Source organism: Streptacidiphilus sp. BW17, from assembly GCF_041262485.1.
In the GTDB taxonomy this organism is placed as follows: domain Bacteria; phylum Actinomycetota; class Actinomycetes; order Streptomycetales; family Streptomycetaceae; genus Streptacidiphilus.
On sequence record NZ_JBGCCR010000016.1, the window covers coordinates 135872 to 162853 of the forward strand.

Below are 26982 nucleotides of genomic sequence, written 5' to 3' on the forward strand. Positions count from 1 at the left end.
TCGGGGCCGGCTGGGATCCTTGATCCCAGTCGGCCCTTCTGCTTTGGGTCTGCCGAATGCCCCTTCGGACCCACTTCATCTCACCTCTCCTGAAGGAGACCAGGAACAGTGCAGCTCATCGTCGGCCGGATCGGCCGCGCCCACGGCATCAAGGGTGATGTCTCGGTGGAGGTGCGCACCGACGAGCCCGAGCTCCGGCTCGGCCCCGGCGCGGTGCTGATGACGGACCCGAGCTCCGCCGGTCCGCTGACCGTCGCGTCCGGCAAGGTGCACAGCGGCCGACTGCTGCTGCGCTTCGCCGGGGTCGACGACCGCAACGCGGCCGAGGCGCTGCGCGGCACCCTGCTGATCGCCGAGATCGACCCGGAGGACAGCCCGGAGGACCCGGACGAGTACTACGACCACCAGCTGGTCGGCCTGGACGTCTACCTCGCCGACGGCACGCCGGTCGGGGAGCTGACCGAGGTCCTCCACCTGCCCTACCAGGACCTGCTGAACATCGCCAGGCCGGACGGCACCGAAGTGCTGGTCCCGTTCGTCAGCGAGATCGTCCCGGAGATCGACCTCGAGCAGCAGCGGGTCGTGATCACCCCGCCGAAGGGCCTGCTGGACCCTGCCGACGCGGTCGTCGCCACCACCCGCCCGGAGGCGGAGGACGCCGTCGACACCGATGCGGAAGCGGAAGCTGACGTGAAGACCGGCGAGAAGGCCGATGAGCGGTCCGGCGAGCAGTCCGACGAGCAGTCCGACGAGCAGTCCCGCGAGGCCGACGCCTGATGCGGATCGACGTCGTCACGATCTTCCCTGAGTACCTCGCCCCGCTCGACCTCTCCCTGGTCGGCAAGGCCCGCGCCCGCGGCCAGTTGGACGTCCGCCTGCACGAGCTGCGCGAGTTCACCCACGACGTGCACCGCACCGTGGACGACACCCCGTACGGCGGCGGCCCCGGCATGGTGATGAAGCCGCAGCCCTGGGCCGAGGCCCTGGACGCGGTTGTCGCCTCCGGCCCGGGCGAGGGCGCCGTGCCGACCCTCGTGGTGCCGACCCCGAGCGGGCGTCCGTTCACCCAGGAGCTGGCTGGGCAGCTCGCGGCCGAGCCGTGGTTGGCCTTCGCGCCGGCCCGCTACGAGGGCATCGACCGGCGCGTGATCGAGGACGCGGCGGAGCGGATGCCGGTGGTCGAGGTGTCCATCGGCGACTACGTGCTGGCCGGTGGGGAGGTCGCCGTGCTGGTGATCGTCGAGGCCGTGGCCCGGCTGCTGCCCGGTGTGCTGGGCAACGCCGAGTCGCACCAGGACGACTCCTTCGCCCCCGGCAGGATGGCCGACCTGCTGGAGGGGCCCGTCTACACCAAGCCCGCCGAGTGGCGCGGCCACGAGGTGCCCGAGGTGCTGCTCAGCGGCAACCACGCCAAGATCGCGCGCTGGCGGCGCGACCGGGCCTTCGCCCGTACCCTCGCCAACCGGCCCGACCTGGTGGCCCGTTGGGAGCGCGGGATGATGGACAAGCACGACCTCAAGGCGCTGGCCGGGCTCGGGGTCTGGTGGGACGAGGCCGAAGGCCGATTTCTCCAGGCCACCGAGGGCATGGCAGAATAGTCCCTTGCTGCCTGTCCTCGGCCGAACGCGGTTCTCCTCCTCGGAGGGGCCGTGCAGGACCGCCGCCTCTGCCACAGGGGAGACGACGGAAACCGGGCGACACACAGCGGATCATCAAACACGATTCCGCGGGTGGCCTGTGGCGCCTGTGATGGAGAGATCATGACCAACCTGGTCAGCGAGGTCGACGCTGCGTCGGTCCGCTCCGACATCCCGACCTTCCGCCCCGGCGACACCGTGAACGTCCACGTTCGCGTCATCGAGGGCAACCGCTCCCGTATCCAGCAGTTCAAGGGCGTCGTCATCCGCCGCCAGGGCGCGGGCGTGCGCGAGACCTTCACGGTCCGCAAGGTCAGCTTCAACGTCGGCGTGGAGCGCACCTTCCCGGTGCACACCCCGATCGTCGAGAAGATCGAGGTCGTGACCCGCGGTGCCGTGCGTCGCGCCAAGCTGTACTACCTGCGTGACCTGCGCGGCAAGGCTGCGAAGATCAAGGAGAAGCGCGAGAGCTGAGCATCAGGCTCAGCTGCGCAGCAGCTCCTGTCCATGGCCGCCCAGCCTGATGGCTTAGGCTGACGCGGCAATGGAAACGCAGCAGCTTCCCGAGGACCGCGACAGCGTCCCGCCTTCCGTCGATGACGAGGGGGCGACGACGTCCTCGCGGTCCTCAGGCGTTTCCACGGACGGCACTGCCGAGGACGGCGCAGACGCCGAAGGCGTGCCCTTCTCGCCGCTGCGACTGCGTACCTGGCCGCACTGGGCCAGGGAGTTGGCCCTGCTGGTCGTCGTCTGCGGGGTGGTCCTGGTCCTGGTGAACCGTTTTGTCGCGCAGCCCTTCACCATCCCCTCCGGCTCGATGGAGAACAACCTCGCCGTCGGGGACCGGGTGTTGGTCAACAAGCTCTCCTACGCCCTCGGCGGCAGCCCGCAGCGCGGCGACGTGATCGTCTTCGACGGGCGCGGCTCGTTCATCGACACCTATTCCCAGGACACCGGCGACGGTTCGGGCAACGACTTCGTCAAGCGCGTGATCGGCATCGGCGGCGACACGGTGAAGTGCTGCGACGCCAAGGGCCGGGTCACCGTCGACGGGATTCCGCTCGACGAGAGTTCCTACCTCTACCCGGGGGCCAAGCCCTCCGCGTTCCCCTTCGTGGTCAAGGTGCCGCCGGGCACCTTGTTCGTGCTGGGCGACAACCGCGCCGTCTCCGCCGACTCCCGCGACCACATGGGCGACCCGGGCGGCGGCTTCGTCCCGGTCGACAAGGTGATCGGACGGGTCGAGTGGGTGATCCTTCCGGTCGGCCACTGGCGTTCGCTGGCCCGGTCGTCGGTCTTCGTCACCCTCGACCGTGAGATCAGCGAGAGCCGTGAGAGCCGTGCGGCCCGCACGAGTAGCCAGAACAAGGACAGTGCCGGCCACCGCGCCGGTACGGCGGGAGGCTGAGCCGGTGGGCAGCAGGGGCAGGTCGTCGCGCACCGACGTGACGGCGGACGCCGACCGGTTCGGAGGCGGCCCGGAGGGGGCTCGCGCCGACCGGGGCCGCGCCGAGCGGCGCCGCAGCGCCAAGCGCGCCAAGCGGCGCCGCCGTCGTTCCCTGGCTCGCGAGATCCCGCTGGTGATCGTGGTCGCCCTGGGGATCACGCTGCTGCTGCAGACCTTCCTGGTGCAGGTCTTCTCCATCCCGTCCGGGTCGATGCAGAACACCATCGCGATCGGTGACCGGGTCGCCGTCGACAAGCTCTCGCCGTGGTTCGGCTGGGAGCCGCAGCGCGGTGACGTCATCGTCTTCAACGACCCGAGCGACTGGCTGAAGAACGACCCGGTGCCGCAGTCCGGTGCGGTGGTCGGCGCGCTCAAGAGCACGTTCACCTTCCTCGGGCTGCTGCCCTCGGACCGCGACCTGATCAAGCGTGTGATCGGGGTGCCCGGCGACACCGTCGTCTGCTGCGACGGAACCGGCCGGATCACCGTCAACGGCAAGCCGATCGACGAGCCGTACCTCTACCCCGGCAACCCGCCGTCCCGGATCCCCTTCAAAGTGACCGTGCCGCCAGGGGAGTTGTGGGTGATGGGTGACCACCGCGACATCTCGGCGGACTCCCGCTATCACATGACCGAGCCCGGCGGCGGATTCGTGCCGGAGAAGGACGTGGTGGGAAGGGCGGTGGCGGTCGTCTGGCCGGTCTCGCACTGGCAGACGCTGTCGGGCGGCCAGCAAAGTGTTCGTCAAGTTTCTTCCCAGGGACCACCCGAGCCGGTTCCCGGGGAACTTCCGCTCGTTATGGGTGTGGTCGCGGCCACACCCGGAGCGAGACGCGCGTTGAGAGTTCGTCGAGAGTTGCCTTGAGACGCTCACGTCCTCCTTGCTGCTGACGGGCCGCATACGGGCCTGGTGGTAGAGATGTGCGTGGACGGGGTTCCGTCCGTTCAGCAGAGGAGGCGACGTGGGGGACTTGGTGATCGGTGCCCACTCTGGTGTCGGCGAGCCCGAGGACTCCGACGGCCGTACCGTAGGGTCCGTGGACGACAAGGGACGCGGGGAAGCCGCCCAAGGGAACAGCGAGGAAGCGGAGATGGGCGACCAGGTGGGCGGTGCCACCACGGGCAACACGGAGGGCGTGAGCGGAGGCTCCTATCCCGGGCCCGGACGACCCTTTTCCGACTCCCAGGGGCGGGGCGTTCCCGGAGCCGGCCCGGGTGCCTCCGACATCCTCGACAGTGAGATGCCCGACGGGGGCGTCGACGGTGGATTCGGCGGCGCGGGCGGCAGTGGTGGTCCGACGGGCCCCGGCGGTGGTGGCGCGGGCGACGACAACGGTCGTTCGCCGCGGTCGGACGACGACGCGAAGGGCGGCCCGCGCAAGGCTGCCAAGGAGGTGAAGAAGCCTCGCTCCTTCTGGAAGGAGCTGCCGATCCTGATCGTGGTCGCGCTGGTGCTGGCGCTGCTGATCAAGACCTTCCTGGTGCAGGCGTTCTCCATCCCCTCCGGCTCGATGGAGGACACGCTGCAGATCGGCGACCGCGTCCTCGTCGACAAGCTGACCCCCAACTTCGGCGACAAGCCGTCGCGTGGCCAGGTCGTCGTATTCCACGACCCGAGCGACTGGCTGGCCGGCGAGCCGGGCGAGCAGCCCAGCAGCAACCCGATCGTCCGCGGCCTCCAGGACGCGCTGTCGTTCATCGGCCTGATGCCCTCGGTCAACGAGAAGGACCTGATCAAGCGTGTCATCGCGGTCGGCGGCGACACCATCAGCTGCCACGGCAGCGGCCCGGTCTACGTCAACGGCAAGGCGCTGAGCGAGCCCTACCTCTTCCCCGGCAGCACGCCCTGCGGTGACAAGGGCTTCGGCCCGCTCACGGTCCCGGCCAACTCGATCTGGGTGATGGGTGACCACCGCCAGGACTCGCTCGACTCCCGGTACCACATGGACGAGCCCGGGGGCGGCGCGGTGCCGGACAGCAAGGTCGTCGGTCGCGCGATCGTCGTGGCCTGGCCGATCTCGCACTGGAAGACGCTGCCGATCCCGGACACCTTCTCCCAGCCCGGCATCGGCACCCAGACCGCGGCGCTGGCCGCGGGCTCGTCGCCGGCCCTGCTCGGCCTGGTCGGCGCGGTGCCGATCACGCTGCTCAACCGACGCCGGAAGCTGCGCCAGAAGTAGCCGGAAGTAGCCGGAAGCCGGTACTACCGGGTACTCCCTGGTAGTACCCGGTACTTCCCGGAAACGCCCAAAAGCGCCCGGAACCACTCCGGAGCGGCCGGTACACCGCGAAATCTCCACGTTCTTCTCTTGCGAGGGCCGTGGCATCGCCGAGTAACCTGCTCGGACATGCCACGGCCCTCGCCGTGTGCGCGCACAACGGCACGGGGAGCAAACGGGCAATGGCAGGACGTAGGCTCACGGCGGGCAGCGTGGTGCAGGCACTCGGCATCGGCATCGGGCTGGTCGCCATGATCGGCGGCTTCGCGCTGATCGCGCTGCAGTACCGGCCGTACTCCGTACCGACCGACTCCATGGAGCCGACGATCTCGCCGGGCGAGACGGTCCTGGCCCACACGGTCTCCGGCGGGACGCCGGGGGCGATCGGGCGCGGTGACGTCGTGGTCTTCAACGACCCGTCCTGGGGCACGTCCGACCTGGTCAAGCGCGTGATCGGGATCGGTGGCGACACCGTGAAGTGCTGCGACGCCAAGGGCCGGGTCACCGTCAACGGCGTCCCGCTGGACGAGCCCTACCTGGACCAGGCCGCCGGGCAGGCGGTCGGCCAGGTCCCGCAGCAGTTCAGCGCCGTCGTCCCGGCCGGTCGGCTCTGGCTGATGGGCGACAACCGCGCGATCTCCGCCGACTCCCGAGTCCACCTCGACCAGCTCGGCGGAACCGTCCCGACCTCGGACGTGGTCGCCCGGGTCGAGGGCGTGGCCTGGCCCTTCGGCTCGATCCACGCGATCGACCGCACCACCGCCTTCGACGCCGTCCCCGGTCAGGACGCGAGCCGGCACGGGCCGCTGGTCGCGGCGACCTGGGCGACGCTCGGCGGTGCGGCGCTGGTGTTGCTCACCGCCGCAGCGGGTAGCTTCGCAGGCATGGCGAACCGCTTCCGCTCCCGCAGGCCCGGCGGCCCCGGCGTGTCCGGACCGACCGGCGGTCCGCGCGAGTCGACGTCGGCGGCCTCCGCGGGAACGCCCTGATCCGGTTCACCACCCATCTCACCCATCTCACCACCCGATACACCTGACCGACCCCGTACTCCTGACCGACCGCTGAGGAGCGACTCCCGGATGCCACCCAAGCGTCGCCGCGCGGCGCGCGTGCTGCTGCTCGATCCGCAGGACCGGATCCTGCTGCTGCACGGCTTCGACCCGCAGGAGCGGGGACGGGAGTGGTGGTTCACCCCGGGCGGCGGGGTCGAGGAGGGCGAGGAGCTGGCCGACGCCGCGCACCGGGAGATCGCCGAGGAGACCGGCATCCGCGATGCGCAGCTCGGCGCGTTGCTGGCCACCCGCGCCACCGAGTTCCAGTTCGACGGACGGATGTACGCCCAGGACGAGTGGTACTACCTGGCCAGGACCGACACCGTCGACACGGACACCTCCGGCCAGACGGAGCTGGAACGCCGCACCACCGACGCACTGCGCTGGTGGACCGTGGCGGAGCTGCTGGCGACCAAGGAGACCGTCTATCCGAACGCGCTGGCGAAGCTGCTCCAGCGCGTGCTGAGGGAGGGCCCGCCTCCCCGCCCGGTCAGGCTCTCCGGGCCACGCCTGTGGTCCACAATGGTTGGACGTACGCACAGCTGAGGGGAACGTGGGGATGAGTGCCGAGGATCTCGAAAAGTACGAGACCGAGATGGAGCTCAAGCTCTACCGCGAGTATCGAGATGTCGTCGGGCTGTTCAAGTTCGTCATCGAGACCGAGCGGCGCTTCTACCTGACGAACGACTACGAGCTGAAGGTGCACTCGCTGCAGGGCGAGGTCTTCTTCGAGGTCACCATGGCCGACGCCTGGGTGTGGGACATGTACCGTCCGGCCCGCTTCGTCCGCCAGGTCAGGGTGCTCACCTTCAAGGACGTCAACGTCGAGGAGCTGGCCAAGAGCGAGCTGGAGCTGCCGCAGGACGACGCGGGCTTCGGCCGGTAGGTCGGTAGGCGCGGCGCGGGCTCGGTCGGGCCCGCGCAGGCGCCGGTCGGCGCGCGGGCGCGTGTCCCCCGCCGCGCATCGGTTTCACCTGGCAGGGTGGCGGCGTTTTCCACAGCCCGGGGTTGTCCACAGGTCGGCGACGACCCGCTGGCCCGGCACCTCCGCAACCGGGAGATTTCTCGGCGGAGGTGACCGACATGACCGCACGCACCCAGGCCCTCGGCCGCTACGGCGAGCAGGCCGCCGCCCGCCATCTCGAAGCCGCGGGCCTGCACGTCCTGGCCCGTAACTGGCGCTGCCGCGCCGGCGAGCTCGACATCGTCGCCCTGGACCCTCAGCCGGGCGGCCCGGCGCTCGCCGTCTGCGAGGTGAAGACCCGCAGCGAGCACGGCGCACAGAGCCCGGCCGAGGCCGTCGGCGAGGTCAAGGCGGAGCGGCTGCTCGCGCTGGCGGAGCGCTGGCTCGCCGAGTGCTGGTCCGGCCCGCCGCCACCGGGCGGCGTCCGGGTCGACGTGATCTGCGTCGTCCACGGCCGACGTGGTCCGGCCCGGATCACGCACCTGCGTGGGGCGGTGGGCTGAGATGGCCTTCGCCCGCACCGGAGCGGTGGCCCTGCTGGGCGTGGACGGCGTGGTGGTCGAGGTCCAGGCGGATCTGGAGCCGGGGCTGGCCGCGTTCACGATCGTGGGGCTGCCCGACAAGGCCGTCAACGAGTCGCGCGACCGGGTGCGCGCGGCCGTGGTCAACAGCGGCGAGAAGTGGCCGCTCAAGAAGCTGACCGTGGGTCTCTCGCCCGCCTCCGTCCCCAAGAGCGGTTCCGGTTTCGACCTCGCCATCGCCTGCGCGGTGCTCGCGGCTGCGGAGCGGCTCCGGCCCGAGACGATCGAGCGGCTGCTGCTCGTCGGTGAACTCGGTCTCGACGGCCGGGCCCGCCCGGTGCGCGGCGTGCTGCCCGCCGTGCTGGCGGCGGTCGACGCGGGATACGACCGCGTCGCGGTAGCCGAGGCGACTGCGGCCGAGGCGGCGCTGGTGCCCGGCGTGGAGGTGCTGCCGGTGCGCTCCCTGCGTCAGCTGATCGCTCTGCTCTGCGGGGAGCCGGAGCCGGAGGAGCCGCCCGAGCAGCTCGGCTCGACGGGGCCCGATCCCGCGCTGGCGGGTCTCTCGCTTCCGGGTCTGGGTGTCCGTCAGTTCGACGTGGGCGGCTGGAAGAAGGACCTCGCCGACGTCGCGGGTCAGTTCGAGGCGCGGCGCGCCCTGGAGTTGGCCGCGGCCGGGGCGCACCACCTCTTCCTGAAGGGCCCGCCGGGCGCGGGCAAGACGATGCTGGCCGAGCGGCTCCCCGGCATCCTCCCGCCGCTGGGCCGACGCGAGGCGCTGGAGGTCACCGCGATCCACTCGATCGCCGGCCTGCTCCCGGTGGGCCGCCCGCTCGTCCAGCAGGCCCCGTACTGCGCTCCGCACCACTCGACGACGATGCCCGCGATCGTCGGTGGCGGCAGCGGACTGCCCCGGCCGGGGGTGGCGTCCCTGGCTCACCGAGGCGTGCTGTTCCTGGACGAGGCACCGGAGTTCTCGGTCCGGGTCCTCGACGCGCTGCGCCAGCCGCTGGAGTCGGGCGAGGTCGTCGTCGCCCGGTCCGCAGGCTCGCTCCGACTCCCGGCACGGTTCCTGCTGCTGCTCGCGGCCAACCCGTGTCCGTGCGGCAGGTGGTCCCGTCGCGGCGATGCCTGCGAGTGCACGCCCACCATGGTCACCCGCTACCAAGCCCGGCTCAGCGGGCCGTTGTTGGACCGCGTCGACCTCCGGGTCGAGGTCGACGCGGTCAGCCGGGTCCAGTTGCTGCAGCAGGAGTCCTCGGCGGAGTCGACGGCGGTGGTGGCCGCCCGCGTCCTCGCCGCGCGCGAGCGGGCTGCGGCCCGCTACGCCGAGACCCCGTGGCGGGTCAACGGCGAGGTCCCCGGCCACGAGCTCCGCACCCGCTATCCGCTCGGCCCCGGCTCCCTCCAGGACGCGGAGCGCGAGATGGAGCGCGGCTTCCTCACCGCACGCGGCCTGGACCGCGTGGTCCGCGTCGCCTGGACGGCGGCCGACCTCGCGGGCGCGGACCGCCCCGACCGCAACCACGTCCGCACCGCCCTCGCCCTCCGTGGCGCGCACATCCGCGACGCGCCCCTGGCCGAGCCGCGTTTCTGACCCTTCGTCACCCCCCATAGACCGGCACCGTGCCGGGGTTCGTCCAGAAGCGAGCCTTCGGCACGGTGCCCACCCCCTCCGTCCCGCACCTCCGCCCAAGGAACCTCCATGACCCTCGTTCATCAGCCTGCGCTGCTCGACGAACCCCTCGACGAACCCCTGGCCGTGGCCACCCCCGAGGTCACCTCCAAGGCCACTCCCGAGGCTGCCGTCACCGACACGTCCGACCTCCCCGACAGCCCGGGGCGCGTCGCTCGGGCCGCGCTCGGGCGGATCGTCGAGCCGGGGGACGAGCGGGCCGGGCGGTTGATCGAGGAGCTCGGGCCGCAGGGCGCGCTCGCCCGCCTGGTCCGCGGGTTGCCCGTGGGCGTCGCTCCGCCCGACGGCGCACGGGAGTTGGCCCACGGCCGGCTGATCGGAGCGCGGCTGATCTGCCCCGGCGAGGCTGCCTGGCCGTCGCAGCTGGACGACCTCGGGCCGGTGCGACCGGTCGCCCTGTGGGCGCGCGGCAGCGCCGCGTTGCGGGTCCTGGCGGTGCGCTCGGTCGCCGTGGTCGGGGCCCGTGCCTGCACGGGCTACGGGCAGCGGATGGCCGCCGACCTCGCCGCCGCTCTGGCGGAGCGCGGCTGGACGGTCGTTTCGGGAGCCGCCTACGGCGTGGACGCCGCCGCCCACAGGGGCGCGCTCGCCGTGTCGGGACCGACCATCGGGGTGCTGGCCTGCGGCGTCGACCAGGCCTACCCGCGCTCCAACGACCAGTTGCTGCGCCGTATCAGTGAAAGCGGCCTGCTGCTCAGCGAGTTGCCACTCGGCGCGCACCCGAACCGGCCGAGGTTCCTCCAACGCAACCGCCTGATCGCCGCATTGACGCGCGGGACGGTCGTGGTCGAAGCCGCCCGACGCAGCGGGTCGCTCAACACGGCCCGCTGGGCGGGCGAGTTGGCCCGGCATGTGATGGCTGTCCCGGGTACGGCCACCAGTTCGCTCTCCGCAGGGACGCACGCGCTGATCCGCGAGGGCGCGGTCCTGGTCAGCGACCATGCCGAGATCGTCGAACAGATCGGCGAGATCGGCACCGACCTCGCCGCCACTCCGGAGGGGCGTGAACGCCTGCGGGACGCGCTGGCTCCCGAGACACTGCGCGTGCTCGAATCACTGCCCGCCTCGTCGCGCGGAACAACCGTGGAGTCGCTGGTCCAACGCTCGCTGCTGGCCCCCGACGTGGTGCTGCAGCGGCTCTACGAGTTGGTCTCGCTCGGCATGGTCGAACGTCTGGGGGCGCACTGGAGACTGAATCCGGCGTGCAAGGGGTCCTGATAGCGCTCGGAAACCATCCGGTGACGCTACGCTCACAACCGTTCCGTTGAATGGCCCAATGGATCGCCCAATGGATCGGTAGAACGGCTCACGACGAAGCATGCCCAGCTACGCCAGCTCCCCCACAGGGGAGCCCCGCAGCATCCCCGGCCCGCGCAACGCGCGGGTGCGCACGGTGGACGAGCTCTGGCATGCCTACAAGCAGTCGAGCGACCCGCGCCTGCGGGAGCAGCTGATCCTGCACTACTCGCCGCTGGTCAAGTACGTCGCCGGACGCGTCGGCGTCGGCCTGCCGGCCAATGTCGAGCAGGCGGACTTCGTCTCCTCCGGCGTCTTCGGGCTGATCGACGCGATCGAGAAGTTCGACCCGGACCGGGCCATCAAGTTCGAGACCTATGCGATCAGCCGGATCCGCGGCGCGATCATCGACGAACTGCGGGCGCTGGACTGGATCCCGCGCTCGATCCGGCAGAAGGCCCGTGCGGTCGAGCGGGCCTACGCCACCCTCGAGGTCAGCCTGCGGCGCACGCCGGGGGACTCCGAGGTGGCGGCGGCCATGGGCATCCAGGTCGAGGAGCTCCACGGCATCTTCAGCCAGCTGTCGCTGGCCAACGTGGTCGCCCTGGACGAGCTCCTGCACGGCTCGGGCGAGGGCGGCGACGCCCGCGGCAGCCTTGTCGACACGCTGGTCGACACCGCGGCCGACGACCCCGAGGAGGTCGCCGAGAGCCGCGAGGTGCGGCGGCTGCTGGCCGGCGCGATCAACACGCTGCCGGAGCGGGAGAAAACCGTGGTCAGCCTGTACTACTACGAGGGGCTGACCCTCGCGGAGATCGGCCAGGTCCTCGGGGTCACCGAGAGCCGGGTCTCCCAGATCCACACCAAGGCCGTGCTCCAGCTCCGCGCCAAGCTCTCCGACGCCCGCTGAACCGGATGCTCGCGGGCCCAGCGCCCGGAGGTGCGGCAGAACCGGTTCACAGAGTCCTTGGCTACCCTTGCCCCGTGCCGAAGATTCGAGCTGCCACCCTCGTGGAACACCGTCGGCTGCAGCGTGACGCCCTGCTCGCCGCCGCCCGCGAACTGCTGGCGGAGGGCGGCATGGAGGCGCTGACCTTCCCCAACCTCGCTGCCAGGACCGGCCTGGCGCGGTCCTCGGTCTACGAGTACTTCAAGTCCCGCGCGGGCGTCGTCGAGGAGCTCTGCGCGGTCGACTTCCCGGCATGGGCCGTCGAAGTGGCCGAGGCCGTGGCGGGTCAGCCGACCCCGGCGGCGCGCGTGGAAGCGTACGTCCGCGCCCAGCTCACCCTGGCCGGAGACCCGCGGCACCGCGCGATCGCTGCGATCTCCGCCATGGAGTTGGACGACGCCGCCCGCGAACGGATCCGTGCCGCGCACGGACAGCTGGTCGGCCCGATCGTCGTCGCGCTGACCGAGCTCGGCCATCCGAGCCCCGCACTCGCCGCGTCGCTGCTCCAGGGGACCGTCGAGGCCGCCGCCAAGCGTCTGGAGCTCGGCGACGCCGTCGAGAAGCCGGACGTGGTGATCGACGCAGCCGTGGCCCTGGTGCTGGACGGGGTCAGCGGCAGCAGTCGGGCCTGACCGACGGACACCAGCGCGAGCGGGTCGAGATAGTGGTGGCCGCGCAGCAATCCCCAGTGCAGGCAGCTGCCCGAGCAGTGACCGCCGTGGTCCGCGACCGTGCCCAGCTCCTGACCGGCGCCCACGGACTGCCCAACGGTGACCGTTGCCGTCACCGGTTCGAAGGTGGTCCGCAGCGGCGGTGAGCCGGTGCCCGAGAGCTCGACCGCGACGACCGGCTTGCCGGCGATCACGCCGACGAACGAGACCACCCCCGGCCGCACCGAGCGCACCGGCGTGCCCGGCGCCGCGGCCAGGTCGACCCCACGATGCCCCGCCGCCCACCGCACCGGCGGCGGATCGAAGCGGCGCAGCACGTCCGACAACGTGCCGCCCGTCGGCAACGGCCGCACCAACTGCCCGCCCGCAGCCCAGCCCCGCCGGCCGCTGCCCTGGTCATGAGCGTTCCCCGGCGTCCCGAGCGCAGCCATCGCGACCCAGAGCACCAGCCCGAGGACCAGCAGCAACCGCCGCCCCCGCGAACACGACTGCGACTGCGGAACGACGGAGGTGCAGGGACCACCGGTGCGAGTGCTGTGCGCCATGCCCGAACTCTGCTCTCCGGGCCCGACAACGCCCACCCGCGGCAGGCGTCCTGTGGACAACCGCCCGCTGTGGAAAACTCCGCCACCCGGACGAGTGAGCCCAGGCCTGGCCGCGAGTCGCTCCGCGTCCGGACCTTCCCGTACACTTCATTCGCGACCCGGCGTGCCGGGTCGACTTCGCACGCCCAGCGCCGGTCCTCCGGCGCAGTGCCGCTCGGTCCTCGGACAACCTCCTTGCGGGAAGCCGCGCAGGAGCCCCAGGAACCGGCACGAACCAGGGCGTCAGGCGCCTCGGCCACCGGCCTTGGCGGACAACCGAGCAATTTCAAGGAGTACGGCCATGGCCGTCGTCACGATGCGGGAGCTGCTGGAGAGCGGCGTCCACTTCGGTCACCAGACCCGTCGTTGGAACCCGAAGATGAAGCGCTTCATCTTCACGGAGCGCAACGGCATCTACATCATCGACCTGCTGCAGTCGCTGAACTACATCGACCGCGCCTACGAGTTCGTCAAGGAGACGGTCGCCCACGGCGGTTCCGTCCTCTTCGTCGGCACCAAGAAGCAGGCCCAGGAGGCCATCGCCGAGCAGGCCGCGCGCGTGGGCATGCCCTACGTCAACCAGCGCTGGCTCGGTGGCATGCTGACCAACTTCTCCACCGTCTACAAGCGTCTGCAGCGCCTCAAGGAGCTCGGCGAGATGGACTTCACGGATGTGCCCGGCTCCGGGCTCACCAAGAAGGAGCTCCTCGTCCTCCAGCGCGAGTACGAGAAGCTGGAGAAGACCCTCGGCGGTATCCGCGACATGCAGCGCGTGCCGTCCGCCGTGTGGATCGTCGACACCAAGAAGGAGCACATCGCCGTCGGCGAGGCTCGCAAGCTGCACATCCCGGTCGTCGCGATCCTCGACACCAACTGCGACCCCGACGAGGTCGACTACAAGATCCCGGGCAACGACGACGCCATCCGTTCGGTCACCCTGCTGACCCGCGTGGTTGCCGACGCCGTCGCCGAGGGCCTGATGGCCCGCTCCGGCGCTGCCAAGGGCGACGTCAAGCCGGCCGACGCCGGTGCGGCCGAGCCGCTGGCCGAGTGGGAGCTCGAGCAGCTCGCCGGTGCCGAGAAGAAGGCCGCCGAGGCCGAGACCCCCGCCGCCGAGGCTGCTGCGACCGAGGCGCCCGCCGCCGAGGCCGAGGCCCCCGCCGCTGAGGCCGCCGTCACCGAGGCGCCCGCCGCCGAGGCTGAGACTGCTGCGACCGAGGCGCCCGCCGCCGAGGCCGAGCAGGCCTGAAACGCCTGATCGGGAGGGGTACGGCGGCGAGCGCCGACGTACCCCTCCCGTGTGTCGAACGATCGCGACGCTGCCCACAAGGCAGCTGATCGCGAGCTTCGCTCACTTCCCAGACAACGCGACACGCGAGAAGAGATTCAGGAACCATGGCGAACTTCACCGCCGCGGACGTCAAGAAGCTCCGTGAGCTCACCGGCGCCGGGATGATGGACTGCAAGAAGGCGCTCGAGGAGGCCGAGGGCGACGTCGACAAGGCCGTCGAGCTGCTCCGCATCAAGGGCCAGAAGGGCGTTGCCAAGCGTGAGGGCCGCGACGCCTCCAACGGCGCCGTCGTCTCCCTGATCGAGGGCACCTCCGGCGTCCTGGTCGAGCTGAACTGCGAGACCGACTTCGTCGCCAAGGGTGGCAAGTTCGTGGCCGTCGCCAACGAGCTGGCCGCCTTCGTCGCCAAGACCTCCCCGGCCGACATCGACGCCGCCCTGGCTGCCGAGATCGAGCCCGGCAAGACCGTCCAGCAGTTCGTGGACGAGGCCAACGCCAGCCTGGGCGAGAAGATCGTCTTCCGCCGCTTCGCCCAGTTCACCGGTGGCGCCTACGTCAACGTCTACATGCACCGCACCGACCCGGACCTGCCGCCGGCCATCGGTGTCCTGGTCGAGCTGGACGGCGAGAACGAGGAGGTGGCCAAGGGCGTCGCGCAGCACATCGCCGCCTTCGGCCCGACCTACCTGTCCCGTGAGGACATCCCGGCCGAGGTGCTCGACAACGAGCGCCGCATCGCCGAGGCCACCGCTCGCGAGGAGGGCAAGCCCGAGGCCGCCCTGCCGAAGATCGTCGAGGGTCGCGTGACCGGCTTCGTCAAGGAGAACGCGGTCCTGGACCAGGCCTACGCCAAGGACAACAAGAAGACCGTCCAGAAGATCCTGGACGAGGCCGGCGTCAAGCTGGTCCGCTTCGCCCGCTTCCGCGTCGGCGCCTGATCCCTGCGATCGAGCGACGGGGCAGGCCCCGGCCAGCCCCTACGATGTGAGTCGTGAGAACGACGAGGAGGCCACTGCCGTGCAGGTAACCGAACCGGTGCCCGCGGCAGTGGCCTCTTCTTGTGTACCTGTGCTTCAAGGAGGGTCCGATGCAGAAGTCCGCTGACGAGGGGGGTACGCGACGCCGCGTGCTGCTCAAGCTTTCCGGCGAGGCGTTCGCCGGCGGAGGCGGCCTGGGCGTCGACCCCGACGTGGTCCACGCCATCGCGCGCGAGATCGCGACCGTGGTCCGAGGCGGCACCGAGGTGGCCGTCGTCATCGGCGGCGGCAACTTCTTCCGCGGCGCCGAGCTGCAGCTGCGTGGTATGGACCGGGCCCGGTCCGACTACATGGGCATGCTCGGCACCGTGATGAACAGCCTGGCGCTCCAGGACTTCCTCAACAAGGAAGGCGTGGAGACCCGGGTCCAGACGGCGATCACCATGGGCCAGGTCGCCGAGCCCTACCTGCCGCTGCGCGCCGTGCGGCACCTGGAGAAGGGCCGCGTCGTGATCTTCGGCGCCGGTATGGGCATGCCCTACTTCTCCACCGACACCACCGCCGTCCAGCGGGCGCTGGAGATCCACGCCTCGGTCCTGCTGATGGGCAAGAACGGCGTCGACGGTGTCTACGACTCCGACCCGCGGACCAACCCGGACGCCGTCAAGTTCGACTCCCTGGAATACTCCGAGGTGATCGCCAGGGACCTCAAGGTCGCCGACCTGACCGCGATCACCCTGTGCAAGGACAACAATCTGCCGATCCGGGTCTTCGAACTGCTGAAGGAGGGCAATATCGCCCGCGCCGTCCGCAGTGAGAAGATCGGCACACTGATCAGCAGCGACGCTCCGTCGGCCTGAGACGCCCGCAGGGGCGGACTGCCGCAGGGGATGGACACGTCCCGGCCGGAGCAGTAGCACTACCAGCAACGCGCAGCACCATCCGAACAGCACGACCAGCAGGTTCGAGACCGGGCCGCCCGGACAGGAGCAGATTGTGATCGAAGAGACCCTCCTCGAGGCCGAGGAGAAGATGGAGAAGACCGTCACGGTTGCCAAGGACGACTTCGCCGCGATCCGCACCGGCCGTGCGCACCCCGCGATGTTCGCCAAGATCGTGGCGGAGTACTACGGCACGATGACCCCGATCAACCAGCTGGCGTCCTTCTCGGTGCCGGAGCCGCGGATGGCGGTCGTCTCGCCGTTCGACAAGAGCTCGCTGCGCGTCATCGAGGAGGCGATCCGCAACTCGGACCTCGGCGTCAACCCGAGCAACGACGGGTCGATCATCCGCGTGAACTTCCCGCAGCTCACCGAGGAGCGGCGCAAGGAGTACATCAAGGTGGCCCGTAACAAGGCCGAGGACGCCAAGATCTCCATCCGCGCCGTCCGCCGTAAGGCCAAGGACACGCTCGACAAGCTGGTCAAGGACGGCGAGGCGGGCGAGGACGAGGTCCGCCGCGCCGAGAAGGAGCTCGACGACGTCACCGGGCGGTACGTCGCCCAGGTGGACGAGCTGCTCAAGCACAAGGAAGCCGAGCTGCTCGAAGTCTGATGAACGACGACTCCTTCTGGGGGCCCACTCTTGGAGACACGAGTGCCGGGGCCCACGCACAGGGCCACGGAACGCCGTCGGAGGGATCGACGCCGCTCGGCGACGACCAGGCGACCACGTGGCTGCCGCCGGTGACCGACCCGCCGCTGACCGACCTGCACCCGCAGGTCGGTCCGGCCGGTCACCCGGCCCACCAGCAGCAGCCCTTCGTTTCGCACAGCGATGACGGCATGGCGCACACTCAGTACATGCCCCCCGTGCCCGAGCAGCCGCTCGCCGCGTCCACCGGGCAGCCCTCGGGGCCGACCGGGCAGCCGACGCCGCCCGGCCACGGCCAGTACGGGCAGTACGACGCGTACGGCCAGTACGGGCAGTACGACCAGGGCAGCCAGGCCAACCAGGGCAACCCGGGCGGGCAGTACAACCAGTCCGGCCAGTACGCGCAGCAGGGACCTCAAGGACCGCAGGGGTCTCCGGGGCCGCACGGTAAGCCCGGCCAGCCCGGCCAGCCCGGCCAGCCCGGCCAGCCCGGCCAGCCCGGCCAGCCCGGCCAGCCCGGCCAGCCCGGCCAGCCCGGCCAGCCCGGCCAGCCGGGTCAGCAGCCCGGTCGGCCCGGTGGCCCGGCGGAGCCCGCGCAGCCGAAGCCTGCCGGCAAGGCCGGTCGCGACCTGCGTGCCGCGATCGGGGTCGGTCTCGGCCTTGGCGTGGTCATCGTGGCCTCGCTGTTCGTGGTCAAGTGGCTCTTCGTCGGTGTGGTGGTCGCCGCGGCCAGTGTCGGCATGTGGGAGCTGACCACCCGGCTCACGGAGGCCAAGGGCATCCGCGTGCCCTTGATCCCGTTGCTGGTCGGCGGCGCCGCGATGGAGGTCGCCGCGTACCTCGGCGGGCCCGAGGCGGCGGTGGTGGCGCTCGCGCTGACCAGCCTCGCGGTGCTGGTCTGGCGGATGACCGAGCCGCCGGAGAACTACCTGCGGGACGTGACGGCGGGCATCTTCACCGCCTTCTACGTGCCGTTCCTGGCCACCTTCGTGATGCTGATGCTCGCGGCGGACGACGGGCCGCAGCGCGTGGCGCTCTTCCTGGTGCTGACCATCTGCAGCGACACCGGCGCCTACGCGGCCGGCTCCCGCTTCGGCCGCCACAAGCTCGCCCCGAGGATCAGCCCCGGCAAGACCCGTGAGGGCCTGGTCGGCGGCGTCCTGCTCTGCATGGCCGCCGGTGCGGTGGGCATGCAGTTCTTCATCACCCACGGCACCTGGTGGCAGGGCCTCGTCCTCGGCGCGTGCGTCGCGGTCAGCGCCACCCTGGGCGACCTGGGCGAGTCGATGATCAAGCGCGATCTCGGCATCAAGGACATGGGCACGCTGCTGCCCGGCCACGGCGGCATCATGGACCGGCTCGACTCGCTGCTGCCGACGGCACCGGTCGTCTGGCTGGTCCTGGTCGGCTTCGTCGGCGCGGGCTGAGCCCCACCCGTTCCCCTGCGCAGGCCCCGCCCCTCCCGGGCAGGGCCTGCGGCATTTCCGACTGGGACATTTCCGGAGACCGTCTCCGACCTGAGACACTGGGGAAATCATGCCTAAGCCACTCCCCGGTGAACTCACCTTCGTCGCGCCCCGCGGTGCCAAGCCCCCGCGTCACCTTGCCGACCTCTCCGCCGCCGAGCGGAAGGAGGCGATCGTCGCGTTGGGCGAGAAGCCCTTCCGCGCCGACCAGTTGTCGCGCCAGTACTTCGGCCGTCTTTCCGGGCGCCCGGAGGAGTGGACCGACATCCCCGCCGCGTCCCGCGAGAAGCTGGCTGAGGCGCTGCTGCCGGAGCTGATGACCGAGGTGCGGCACGTCTCCTGCGACGACGACACCACCCGCAAGACGCTCTGGAAGCTCTTCGACGGCGTGCTGGTCGAGTCGGTGCTGATGCGCTACCCGGACCGGGTGACCATGTGCATCAGCTCGCAGGCCGGCTGTGGCATGAACTGCCCCTTCTGCGCGACCGGTCAGGCGGGTCTCACCCGCAACCTGTCGACCGCCGAGATCGTCGAGCAGATCGCCGCGGGCATGCGCGCGATCAAGGCGGGCGACTTCGGCGGCGTGAAGGACGGCGAGGACGGCGAGGCGCGCGCGGTCCGGCTCTCCAACGTGGTCTTCATGGGCATGGGCGAGCCGCTGGCCAACTACAAGCGGGTCATCGCCGCGATCCACCGCCTCTGCGACCCGGCTCCTTCCGGCTTCGGTCTGTCGCAGCGCGGCATCACCGTCTCCACGGTCGGCCTGGTCCCCGCGATCAACCGGATGGCGGAGGAGAACCTGAGCGTGCGCCTCGCCGTCTCCCTGCACGCGCCGGACGACGAGCTCCGTGACGAGCTGGTGCCGGTCAACACGCGCTGGAAGGTCGGCGACGTCCTGGACGCGGCATGGGACTACGCGGCGAAGTCCGGGCGTCGGGTCTCCATCGAGTACGCGCTGATCAAGGACATCAACGACCAGGCCTGGCGTGCGGACCTGCTGGGCCGGCTGTTGAAGAACCACAACGTCCACGTCAACCTGATCCCGCTGAACCCGACCCCGGGCAGCAAGTGGACCGCCTCCCGGCCCGAGGACGAGCGCGAGTTCGTGCGTCGCCTCCAGTCCCACGGTGTCCCCGTCACCGTCCGCGACACCCGCGGCCAGGAGATTGACGGCGCCTGCGGCCAGCTGGCCGCCGCAGGCTGACCTCGGACCGCACGCGAGAAGGCAGCCCGGAGCATCCACGCTCCCGGGGGCCTCTCGCGTGCGGATGATGCGGCGTCAGTTGCCCGGCGGCAGGGTTCAGGCACCCAGCGCAGCTGCCGCGAGCACACCCGCGCCCGCGCCCGCTGCCAGGACCACCACGCTGGCCGCGGCGGTCCGCAGCGCGACCGACGCCTGCAGCGTCGAGGTCGGCGCGCCCATGCGGCGGAGTGGCAGGTAGGCGGCGCGGTGGGCACCCGCGAGCTCGGCGAGACGGGTCAGCAGCGCGCCGAGGACGCAGAGGGCGACCAGGCCGGCCTCGATCGCCGGCAGCGGCCCGACCGCCTTGTGGCCGCCGGACGTGTAGTGCACCGCCGCGGCCGTGCCGACCGAGCCCGCGACCGCGAGCACGGCGAGCGGGGTGCCCAGACGCCACGCCTGCGCCTGCAGTCCGCGGCCCGCCAGCAGCCGCGGGGCCCGCGGCCGGTGCCAGGCCAGAGCCTGGCCCGCGCCGTAGAGGAGGACCGGGACGGCGATCGCGATGCCGACCACCGCGATCACCCAGCCGATCGCTGCTGCCTGGGCGGCGTTCACCCGCACGGCGGTCACCACGATGAGCGTCCCCAGTGCCGGAAGACCGGCTGCCAGGGCGATGTGCCGTGGTGTCGGCCGCCGCTGCGGCTGGTCGGAGCCGTCGACCGGAACCACGTCCGACGGCCGCACCGCAGCGGCCGCGGCCACCCCGCCGAGCAGCGGGATGAGCGCCAGCAGCGTCAGCGTTCCCGCGATCGGCAGGCTGCCGTCCACGCCCAGTGCGGCGTTGAGCCTGCCCTCGGGCATCAGCTGCACCACGTTGCCGCGCAGCAGCAGGAAGCCGCCCAGCGCGAGCAGTGCACCGAAGGCGCAGGCCAACGCCATCTCCCCGGCCAGCAGCAAGCGCAGCCGCACCGGGCCGACGCCCGCCGCGACCAGCCCGGCGACGCGCTCGGGCTGCTGCAAAGGGAGGGCCCGCGCCCAGGCGGCGGCCAGATACGCGACGCCCGCCAGCGGCGGCAGGCACCACAGCAGCCGGTCCAGCGCCGGACCGGCGGGGGTCGGTGCGCTCTCCGAGAGCGCGCGTCCGAGTGCACGCAGCAGCAGCGCGGCGACGACGGCCGAGGCCACGCTGGTGAGGAACCAGCGCAGCAGGTCGAGCGCGCGATAGCCGCGCGCTACACGGAGGTAGAACACGTGCGGGCGTCCTCTTCCAGCTCGCTCAGCGCGACGGCGTCCCGGGCGTCGACAGGTTGGGCGAGCCGTCCGTCGGCCATCACCGCCACCCGGTTGGCGTACCTGGCCACGCTCGCGTCGTGTGTGGCCAGAATAAGGGTGATCTTGTGCGACCGCGACGCGGCAAGCAGTATCCGCAGCACCTGGTCCTGTGACTCGCGGTGCAGCGGTGCGGTCGGCTCGTCGGCGAAGACCACGGCGGGCGCGGGAGCGAGGGCGCGGGCCACCGCGATCCGCTGGCGCTGGTCCTGCAGCAGTTCGGCGGGGCGGCGCTTGGCGCAGTCGGCGACGTCGAGGCGCTCCAGCCACTCGCTCGCGGCGGTGGCCGCGACCTTGCGGGGCTGCCCGGCCAGCAGCATGGGCAGGGCGACGTTCTCCCGCGCGTTCAGCTCGGGGACCAGCTGCGGCTCGGGACCGACCCAGCCGAAGCGCTCCCGGCGCAGCCGCTCGCGTCCGGCGCGGCCCAGGGTGTGCACGGGGGAGCTGTTGAACCAGATCTCACCCTCGTCGACCGGCTGCATCCCGCTCAGGCAGTCGAGCAGCGTGGACTTGCCGCTGCCGCGCGGGCCGGCCACGGCCAGCACCTCGGCCTCGCGCACGCCGAGGGAGACGCTGCGCAGGGCGGGCGTGCCGTGGTGCGACTTGACCAGCGCCCGTGCCCACAGCACGTCGTTGTCCGGTGGGGCGACGCTCACGTCTTCCTCCGCTGCGAGTTGGTGGCTCACAGACTAGAACGAGACAGGCCGACGCCGGTTGCGTGGCGTTTCTGACGTCGTGTCGCGATGATCACTCGATCGAGCGCCCGCACGTCGGGCAAACGCCGCAGGGCGGCTCCGACCGGAGTGGTCGGAGCCGCCCTGGGCGGAGGGTGTCACAGGAAGTCCCACACTGCTGGGCCGAAAGGCTTACGGCGCAAGGGCCTGCAGCGCGAAGGCCGACAGCGGGAAGGCCTACAGCTTGGTCCACGCCTCGGTGAGCACGCCGCGGAGGATCTGCTCGATCTCGTCGAAGGTCGACTGGTCCGCGGTCAGCGGCGGCGAGAGCTGGATGACCGGGTCGCCACGGTCGTCGGCGCGGCAGTACAGGCCGGCGTCGAAGAGCGCCTTCGACAGGAAGCCGTAGAGCACGCGCTCGCACTGCTCGTCGGTGAACGAGGCCTTGGTGGCCTTGTCGGTCACCAGCTCGATGCCGTAGAAGAAGCCGTTGCCGCGGACGTCGCCGACGATCGGCAGGTCGTGCAGCTTCTGCAGCGTCGTGAGGAACGCGTTCTCGTTCTCCAGGACGTGCTTGTTCAGGCCCTCGCGCTCGAACAGGTCGAGGTTGGCCAGCGCCACCGCGGAGGAGACCGGGTGGCCACCGAAGGTGTAGCCGTGCAGGAAGGTGTTGTCCTGCTTGTAGAACGGCTCCGCCAGACGGTCGGAGATGATCGCCGCACCGATGGGGGAGTAGCCCGAGGTCATGCCCTTGGCGCAGGTGATGATGTCGGGGATGTAGTCGAACTTGTCACAGGCGAACATGGTGCCGAGACGGCCGAAGGCGCAGATCGTCTCGTCCGAGACCAGCAGCACGTTGTACTGGTCGCAGATCTCGCGCACGCGCTGGAAGTATCCGGGCGGCGGCGGGAAGCAGCCACCGGCGTTCTGGACCGGCTCGAGGAAGACGGCGGCGACGGTCTCCGGGCCCTCGAACAGGATCTCCTGCTCGATCTGGTCGGCACACCAGCGGCCGTAGGCCACCGGGTCGTCGCCGAAGAGCGGGGCGCGGTAGATGTTGGTGTTGGGGACCTTGTGGGTGCCCGGGACCAGCGGTTCGAAGGGGGCCTTCAGGGCCGGCAGACCGGTGATCGACAGGGCGCCCTGCGGGGTGCCGTGGTAGGCCACCGCGCGGGAGATCACCTTGTACTTGGTGGGCTCACCGGTGAGCTTGAAGTACTGCTTGGCCAGCTTCCACGCCGTCTCGACGGCCTCGCCACCACCGGTGGTGAAGAAGACCTTGTTCAGGTCACCGGGGGCGTAGTTCGCCAGACGCTCGGCCAGCTCGATGGCGGCCGGGTGGGCGTAGCTCCAGATCGGGAAGAAGGCCAGCTGCTCGGCCTGCTTCCGGGCGACCTCGGCCAGCTCCTTGCGGCCGTGACCGGCCTGGACCACGAACAGGCCGGCGAGGCCGTCGAGGTACTTGCGACCGTTGGAGTCGAAGATGTACTCGCCCTCGCCGCGCACGATGGTCGGCACAGGGTTGTTCTCGTACGACGACATGCGGGTGAAGTGCATCCACAGGTGGTCGTAGGCGGACTTGGACAGGTCCTTGGCGACCGGGTCGGCGCTCATCGGGTACCCCAGGTGTAGGTCTGTTTCCGGAGTTTCAGGTAAACGAAGCTCTCGGTTCTCCGCACGCCGGGAAGCGAGCGGATGCGCTTGTTGATGAGGTCGAGGAGGTGTTCGTCGTCCTCGCAGATCAGTTCGGCCATCAGGTCGAACGAGCCTGCGGTGACCACGACGTAGTCCACCTCGTCCATGGCGGCCAACGCGTCGGCGACGGGCTCGATGTCACCCTCCACGGTGATGCCGAGCATCGCCTGGCGGGAGAAACCGACAGTCAGCGGATCCGTCACCGCGACGATCTGCATGACACCCTGGTCGAGCAGCTTCTGGACGCGCTGCCGCACGGCCGCCTCCGACAGGCCGACGGCCTTGCCGATGGTCGCGTACGCGCGGCGGCCGTCCTCCTGCAGCTGTTCGATGATCGCCTTGGAGACGGAGTCGAGTGGAACGCTGCCGTTCCGGTCACGGTTGGCCACAACGCTCACCTTGCCTGATCGATCGCGCGTTCGCAAGTGATTCCGTCGCGAAAGCTTGAAATCGATACCGAATCCATCGTTGTCATCGCCCAGGCCTGTCGATAACCGCAGCACAGAGCTACTCTTGGCCGCACGGCGATGCCAAGGACGATGTCGCCCCCGTCAGAAGTCGAGGAGAGTCCGAAGTGAGCGAGCTTCTGAAGCTGCGCAACTACATCAACGGCGCGTTCACGGATGCGGCCGACGGCCGTACCACCGAGGTCATCGACCCGACGACGGGTGAGGTCTACGCCACCGCCCCGCTGTCGGCCCAGGCCGACGTCGACGCGGCGATGGCCGCCGCGGCCACGGCGTTCGAGGCCTGGCGCGACACGACCCCTTCGCAGCGCCAGCTCGCCCTGCTGAAGATCGCCGACGCGATCGAGGCGCGGGCCGAGGAGCTCATCGCCGTCGAGTCCAAGAACACCGGTAAGCCGCTCGCGCTGACCGCCTCGGAGGAGATTCCCCCGATGGTGGACCAGATCCGCTTCTTCGCGGGTGCCGCGCGGATGTTGGAGGGCAAGTCGGCCGGCGAGTACATGGAGGGGATGACCTCGATCATCCGCCGTGAGCCGGTCGGCGTCTGCGCCCAGGTCGCGCCGTGGAACTACCCGATGATGATGGCCGTGTGGAAGTTCGCCCCGGCGATCGCCGCGGGCAACACCGTCGTGCTGAAGCCGTCCGACACCACCCCGGCCTCCACCGTGCTGCTCGCCGAGATCATCGGCGAGATCCTCCCCGCGGGTGTCTTCAACGTCATCTGCGGTGACCGCGAGACCGGCCGCGCGATGGTCGAGCACGAGACCCCGGCGATGGCCTCCATCACCGGTTCGGTCCGCGCCGGCATCCAGGTCGCCGCCTCCGCGGCCAAGGACGTCAAGCGGGTCCACCTGGAGCTGGGCGGCAAGGCCCCGGTCGTGGTCTTCGAGGACGCCGACATCCCGGCCGCCGTCGAGGGCATCTCCGTCGCGGGCTACTTCAACGCCGGCCAGGACTGCACCGCCGCGACCCGCGTGCTGGTGCACGAGTCGATCCACGACGAGTTCGTGGCCCAGCTGGCCAAGGCCGCCGCTGAGACGAAGACCGGGCAGCCGGACGACGAGGACGTGCTCTACGGCCCGCTGAACAACGCCAACCAGCTGGCCCAGGTGACCGGCTTCATCGACCGCCTCCCGGCCCACGCCAGGGTCGAGGCCGGTGGCCACCGCGTCGGCGACAAGGGCTACTTCTACGCCCCGACCGTCGTCTCCGGCCTCAAGCAGGACGACGAGATCATCCAGAACGAGGTCTTCGGCCCGGTCATCACCGTGCAGAAGTTCTCCGACGAGGCCGAGGCCGTCCGCAACGCCAACGGCGTCGAGTTCGCGCTCGCGTCCTCGGTGTGGACCAAGGACCACGCCCGCGCGATGCGCATGTCCAAGCGCCTGGACTTCGGCGCGGTGTGGATCAACACCCACATCCCGCTGGTCGCCGAGATGCCCCACGGCGGCTTCAAGAAGTCCGGCTACGGCAAGGACCTCTCCGCCTACGGCTTCGAGGACTACACCCGCATCAAGCACGTGATGACGTCCATCGAGGGCTGATCATCTGACGCTCCGTGAGGGGGTGCGGGGCTTGGGCCCCGCGCCCCCTCACGCGTCATCGTCGGACCGCGTCGAGTGCCAGCAGCGCGACGTGGAGGGAGAGGCAGGACTCGACCTGGTCGAGGTCGACGCCGAGGACCTTCTCGACCTTGTGCAGCCGGTCGTAGAACGAGGGCCGGGAGAGGTGGGCGGCGTCCGCGGCGGCGGACTTGTTGCGGCCCTGTTCGAGGTAGATGCGGAGCATCGCGATCAACTGGCTGTTGTGCTCCGCGTCGTAGGCCAGCAGCGGGCCCAACTCGCGTTCCACGTAGGTCTGCAGGCGGGCGTCGTCGCGGAGCAGGTGGAGCAGGCCGCGGAGGCGGACGTCCGGGAGGCGGTAGTAGGAGGCGGAGCGGGCGCCCGAGGTGCCGGGGGAGTCGTGCAGGGCGGCGTCGGCGACCTGGGTCGCCTCGACCAGGGTGCGGCGGGCGTCGCGGACCGAGCCCACCGAGGAGCCGACGGCGATCACCGGCTCGGCGCCGTCCTCCTGCTCCTTGACCAGGCGGCGCAGCGAGCCCGCGAAGCCTTCCAGCGCGGTGTGCTCGTCGTCCTTGGAGCCGAGCGAGACCAGCAGGCCGACCGCCTCGTCGTCCAGCGCGCCGACCAACGCCACAAGGCGGCGCTCGCGGACGGCCGCAGCGGCCGTCTCGGTGAAGTCGCGCAGCCGTGCCTGCGCCTCCAGCGCGGCGGCCAGCGGCCCGCGTCGTTGCCGCAGCACCACGCCCACCAGCCGTCGGCCTTCCAGCTGGACGCCCAGCGCGGAGGCGCGCAGCGCCACGTCGGAGACGGTGAGCGCGTGCGTCAGGATGCCGGAGAGGAGCGTGCGGTGGGTCTGCCGCTCCAGGGTCTCCCGGTCGCGGACCATCAGCCGGTTCAGGGCCAGCGTCGCCGCCGCGCGCTCCAGCAGCATGGTGTGCCGGTGCGAAGCCGCCTCCGGAACCGCGTCCTCCGCCGCCGAGCCGGGGGAGCCGATCAGCACCAACCGGCCCCAGTCGTGGCCGCGCGCGCCGACCGAGGTGACCAGCCAGCCCGTTCGCGGGTCGTGGCCGGTGCGCCCGTTCGTGCGGACCCCGCGTGAGCGCGACTCCCAGCCGGCGAGCACCACTTGGGCGCTCTGCCCGGCGGTGTCGTAGGTGAGGACCTGGTGCGAGAGGTTCTCCAGCACCACCGGCTCACCCGCCATCCGGGCCACCTCGCGGACCACCTCGACGGGCTCCGCGCCTTCCACCGCAAGCTCGTTGAAGGTCTGGTGGATCTCCTCGGACGCCCGCAGCTCCTCCAACTGCGCGTTGACGACCAGCGCGTGGACCGCCTCGGTGACCGCGACGAAGCGCAGTTCGCGCCGGAGCACGATCAGCGGCAGGCCGCGCTGCTCGGCGGCGTGGACCAGGGCGCGCGGCAGGTTGTCGAAGTAGCGGCGCCCGAACTCGACGACCAGACCCGCCGCGCCGATGTCGGCGAGCTCGCGGACGTAGCGGGCCAGACCCTCGCGGTCCTCGGGCAGCGCGATGCCGGTGGTCAGGATCAGCTCGCCGCCCTGCAGCACCCCGGCCACGTCGGCGAGCTCGCTGACGTGCACCCAGCGCACCGGGCGTTCCAGATGCTCCCGCCCGGCCACGACCTCGGGCAGACCGCGGCTGACCACGTCCAGTTCCAGGACCCGGGCGACGGTGGGGAACATGCGCATCCTTCGAGGTGGAGAGCCTGGGCGACCCTGGAAGGGTCGGCGGGCAGGCGGCGGGAAAAGGGTGGCG

The 26982-nt window shown here is 70.9% G+C and carries 26 protein-coding genes and 1 pseudogene; 21 read left to right on the forward strand and 6 right to left on the reverse strand.

Going from position 1 to position 26982, the window contains the following annotated elements:
• Positions 1–108: 108 nt before the first annotated feature.
• The 14 genes from rimM (at position 109) to ABH940_RS21005 (ending at position 12350) form a co-directional block, all read left to right on the forward strand.
• Complete coding sequence (rimM, locus tag ABH940_RS20940) at positions 109–777, forward strand: ribosome maturation factor RimM (protein ID WP_370105938.1); 669 nt, start codon at positions 109–111, stop codon at positions 775–777.
• Entirely contained in the window at positions 777–1598 is an 822-nt protein-coding gene (gene trmD, locus ABH940_RS20945) for a tRNA (guanosine(37)-N1)-methyltransferase TrmD (protein ID WP_370060718.1), read from the forward strand. The genes rimM and trmD overlap by 1 nt, the downstream gene beginning before the upstream one ends.
• A 162-nt stretch (positions 1599–1760) precedes the next feature.
• Positions 1761–2111 (forward strand): 50S ribosomal protein L19, encoded by a 351-nt coding sequence (gene rplS / locus ABH940_RS20950; RefSeq protein WP_370060717.1) that lies wholly within the window; start codon positions 1761–1763, stop codon positions 2109–2111.
• 70 nt (positions 2112–2181) lie between these two features.
• The gene (gene lepB, locus ABH940_RS20955; protein WP_370105939.1) at positions 2182–3045 is read left to right on the forward strand and encodes a signal peptidase I; all 864 of its coding nucleotides are present in this window, start codon (positions 2182–2184) and stop codon (positions 3043–3045) included.
• Positions 3046–3049: 4 nt separating this feature from the next.
• Positions 3050–3949: a signal peptidase I gene (gene lepB / locus ABH940_RS20960; RefSeq protein WP_370105940.1), complete on the forward strand. Its 900-nt coding sequence runs from the start codon at positions 3050–3052 to the stop codon at positions 3947–3949.
• A gap of 376 nt (positions 3950–4325) precedes the next feature.
• A complete protein-coding gene (lepB, locus tag ABH940_RS20965; protein WP_370061831.1) occupies positions 4326–5264 on the forward strand; it encodes a signal peptidase I in 939 nt (312 codons plus the stop codon).
• Between the two features lie 221 nt (positions 5265–5485).
• Complete coding sequence (gene lepB, locus ABH940_RS20970; RefSeq protein WP_370060714.1) at positions 5486–6292, forward strand: signal peptidase I; 807 nt, start codon at positions 5486–5488, stop codon at positions 6290–6292.
• 90 nt (positions 6293–6382) lie between these two features.
• Positions 6383–6901: an NUDIX hydrolase gene (locus ABH940_RS20975; protein WP_370060713.1), complete on the forward strand. Its 519-nt coding sequence runs from the start codon at positions 6383–6385 to the stop codon at positions 6899–6901.
• A gap of 13 nt (positions 6902–6914) precedes the next feature.
• Entirely contained in the window at positions 6915–7241 is a 327-nt protein-coding gene (locus ABH940_RS20980; protein WP_196192498.1) for a DUF2469 domain-containing protein, read from the forward strand.
• A 197-nt stretch (positions 7242–7438) separates the two neighbouring features.
• On the forward strand, positions 7439–7822 hold the full coding sequence (locus ABH940_RS20985) for a YraN family protein (RefSeq protein WP_370060712.1): 384 nt from the start codon (positions 7439–7441) through the stop codon (positions 7820–7822).
• 1 nt (position 7823) lies between these two features.
• Positions 7824–9434: a YifB family Mg chelatase-like AAA ATPase gene (locus ABH940_RS20990; RefSeq protein ID WP_370105941.1), complete on the forward strand. Its 1611-nt coding sequence runs from the start codon at positions 7824–7826 to the stop codon at positions 9432–9434.
• A 108-nt stretch (positions 9435–9542) separates the two neighbouring features.
• Positions 9543–10751 (forward strand): DNA-processing protein DprA, encoded by a 1209-nt coding sequence (gene dprA / locus ABH940_RS20995; RefSeq protein ID WP_370105942.1) that lies wholly within the window; start codon positions 9543–9545, stop codon positions 10749–10751.
• 100 nt (positions 10752–10851) lie between these two features.
• A complete protein-coding gene (whiG, locus tag ABH940_RS21000; protein WP_370060709.1) occupies positions 10852–11679 on the forward strand; it encodes an RNA polymerase sigma factor WhiG in 828 nt (275 codons plus the stop codon).
• A 74-nt stretch (positions 11680–11753) separates the two neighbouring features.
• Complete coding sequence (locus ABH940_RS21005; RefSeq protein ID WP_370060708.1) at positions 11754–12350, forward strand: TetR/AcrR family transcriptional regulator; 597 nt, start codon at positions 11754–11756, stop codon at positions 12348–12350.
• A gap of 80 nt (positions 12351–12430) precedes the next feature.
• On the opposite strand, the pseudogene ABH940_RS21010 reads toward ABH940_RS21005, so the two are convergent.
• Positions 12431–12934 (reverse strand): annotated as a pseudogene (locus ABH940_RS21010) (peptidoglycan DD-metalloendopeptidase family protein); the annotation flags it as partial.
• Positions 12935–13274: 340 nt separating this feature from the next.
• Between ABH940_RS21010 and rpsB the strand changes: the two are divergent.
• From rpsB to rlmN, 6 genes are all read left to right on the forward strand, one after another.
• The gene (rpsB, locus tag ABH940_RS21015) at positions 13275–14222 is read left to right on the forward strand and encodes a 30S ribosomal protein S2 (protein WP_370060707.1); all 948 of its coding nucleotides are present in this window, start codon (positions 13275–13277) and stop codon (positions 14220–14222) included.
• Positions 14223–14368: 146 nt separating this feature from the next.
• Complete coding sequence (gene tsf, locus ABH940_RS21020) at positions 14369–15202, forward strand: translation elongation factor Ts (RefSeq protein ID WP_370060706.1); 834 nt, start codon at positions 14369–14371, stop codon at positions 15200–15202.
• Positions 15203–15351: 149 nt separating this feature from the next.
• Positions 15352–16101, forward strand: coding sequence for a UMP kinase (gene pyrH, locus ABH940_RS21025; RefSeq protein WP_370060705.1), 750 nt, complete (start codon positions 15352–15354; stop codon positions 16099–16101).
• Between the two features lie 136 nt (positions 16102–16237).
• Positions 16238–16795: a ribosome recycling factor gene (gene frr, locus ABH940_RS21030; RefSeq protein WP_196192489.1), complete on the forward strand. Its 558-nt coding sequence runs from the start codon at positions 16238–16240 to the stop codon at positions 16793–16795.
• 248 nt (positions 16796–17043) lie between these two features.
• On the forward strand, positions 17044–18261 hold the full coding sequence (locus tag ABH940_RS21035; protein WP_370105946.1) for a phosphatidate cytidylyltransferase: 1218 nt from the start codon (positions 17044–17046) through the stop codon (positions 18259–18261).
• A gap of 109 nt (positions 18262–18370) precedes the next feature.
• Entirely contained in the window at positions 18371–19504 is a 1134-nt protein-coding gene (gene rlmN / locus ABH940_RS21040) for a 23S rRNA (adenine(2503)-C(2))-methyltransferase RlmN (RefSeq protein WP_370060704.1), read from the forward strand.
• 96 nt (positions 19505–19600) lie between these two features.
• Here the strand turns inward: rlmN and ABH940_RS21045 are convergent, their stop codons facing one another.
• From ABH940_RS21045 to ABH940_RS21060, 4 genes are all read right to left on the reverse strand, one after another.
• Positions 19601–20731, reverse strand: a complete 1131-nt coding sequence (locus ABH940_RS21045) for a hypothetical protein (RefSeq protein WP_370105943.1) — start codon at positions 20729–20731, stop codon at positions 19601–19603.
• Positions 20713–21465: an ABC transporter ATP-binding protein gene (locus ABH940_RS21050; protein WP_370060702.1), complete on the reverse strand. Its 753-nt coding sequence runs from the start codon at positions 21463–21465 to the stop codon at positions 20713–20715. Before ABH940_RS21050 ends, ABH940_RS21045 begins: the two co-directional genes overlap by 19 nt.
• 255 nt (positions 21466–21720) lie before the next feature.
• The gene (locus ABH940_RS21055) at positions 21721–23097 is read right to left on the reverse strand and encodes an aspartate aminotransferase family protein (RefSeq protein WP_370060701.1); all 1377 of its coding nucleotides are present in this window, start codon (positions 23095–23097) and stop codon (positions 21721–21723) included.
• Positions 23094–23567, reverse strand: coding sequence for an Lrp/AsnC family transcriptional regulator (locus tag ABH940_RS21060; RefSeq protein ID WP_370060700.1), 474 nt, complete (start codon positions 23565–23567; stop codon positions 23094–23096). The genes ABH940_RS21055 and ABH940_RS21060 overlap by 4 nt, the downstream gene beginning before the upstream one ends.
• A 185-nt stretch (positions 23568–23752) precedes the next feature.
• On the opposite strand from ABH940_RS21060, the gene ABH940_RS21065 reads away from it, so the two are divergent.
• Entirely contained in the window at positions 23753–25189 is a 1437-nt protein-coding gene (locus ABH940_RS21065) for a gamma-aminobutyraldehyde dehydrogenase (RefSeq protein ID WP_370060699.1), read from the forward strand.
• 55 nt (positions 25190–25244) lie between these two features.
• On the opposite strand, the gene ABH940_RS21070 is transcribed toward ABH940_RS21065, so the two are convergent.
• Positions 25245–26909 carry a PucR family transcriptional regulator gene (locus ABH940_RS21070; RefSeq protein WP_370060698.1) on the reverse strand — a complete coding sequence of 555 codons (1665 nt, stop codon included), beginning with the start codon at positions 26907–26909 and terminating at the stop codon, positions 25245–25247.
• Positions 26910–26982: the final 73 nt, after the last annotated feature.

Coding starts and splice junctions, on each gene's coding strand:
- trmD (WP_370060718.1), top strand. CDS start 777: ATGCGGATCGACGTCGTCACGATCTTCCCTGAGTACCTCGCCCCGCTC.
- rplS (WP_370060717.1), top strand. CDS start 1,761: ATGACCAACCTGGTCAGCGAGGTCGACGCTGCGTCGGTCCGCTCCGAC.
- lepB (WP_370105939.1), top strand. CDS start 2,182: ATGGAAACGCAGCAGCTTCCCGAGGACCGCGACAGCGTCCCGCCTTCC.
- lepB (WP_370061831.1), top strand. CDS start 4,326: ATGCCCGACGGGGGCGTCGACGGTGGATTCGGCGGCGCGGGCGGCAGT.
- lepB (WP_370060714.1), top strand. CDS start 5,486: ATGGCAGGACGTAGGCTCACGGCGGGCAGCGTGGTGCAGGCACTCGGC.
- ABH940_RS20975 (WP_370060713.1), top strand. CDS start 6,383: ATGCCACCCAAGCGTCGCCGCGCGGCGCGCGTGCTGCTGCTCGATCCG.
- ABH940_RS20980 (WP_196192498.1), top strand. CDS start 6,915: ATGAGTGCCGAGGATCTCGAAAAGTACGAGACCGAGATGGAGCTCAAG.
- ABH940_RS20985 (WP_370060712.1), top strand. CDS start 7,439: ATGACCGCACGCACCCAGGCCCTCGGCCGCTACGGCGAGCAGGCCGCC.
- ABH940_RS20990 (WP_370105941.1), top strand. CDS start 7,824: ATGGCCTTCGCCCGCACCGGAGCGGTGGCCCTGCTGGGCGTGGACGGC.
- dprA (WP_370105942.1), top strand. CDS start 9,543: ATGACCCTCGTTCATCAGCCTGCGCTGCTCGACGAACCCCTCGACGAA.
- whiG (WP_370060709.1), top strand. CDS start 10,852: ATGCCCAGCTACGCCAGCTCCCCCACAGGGGAGCCCCGCAGCATCCCC.
- rpsB (WP_370060707.1), top strand. CDS start 13,275: ATGGCCGTCGTCACGATGCGGGAGCTGCTGGAGAGCGGCGTCCACTTC.
- tsf (WP_370060706.1), top strand. CDS start 14,369: ATGGCGAACTTCACCGCCGCGGACGTCAAGAAGCTCCGTGAGCTCACC.
- pyrH (WP_370060705.1), top strand. CDS start 15,352: ATGCAGAAGTCCGCTGACGAGGGGGGTACGCGACGCCGCGTGCTGCTC.
- ABH940_RS21035 (WP_370105946.1), top strand. CDS start 17,044: ATGCCCCCCGTGCCCGAGCAGCCGCTCGCCGCGTCCACCGGGCAGCCC.
- rlmN (WP_370060704.1), top strand. CDS start 18,371: ATGCCTAAGCCACTCCCCGGTGAACTCACCTTCGTCGCGCCCCGCGGT.
- ABH940_RS21055 (WP_370060701.1), bottom strand. CDS start 23,097: ATGAGCGCCGACCCGGTCGCCAAGGACCTGTCCAAGTCCGCCTACGAC.
- ABH940_RS21070 (WP_370060698.1), bottom strand. CDS start 26,909: ATGTTCCCCACCGTCGCCCGGGTCCTGGAACTGGACGTGGTCAGCCGC.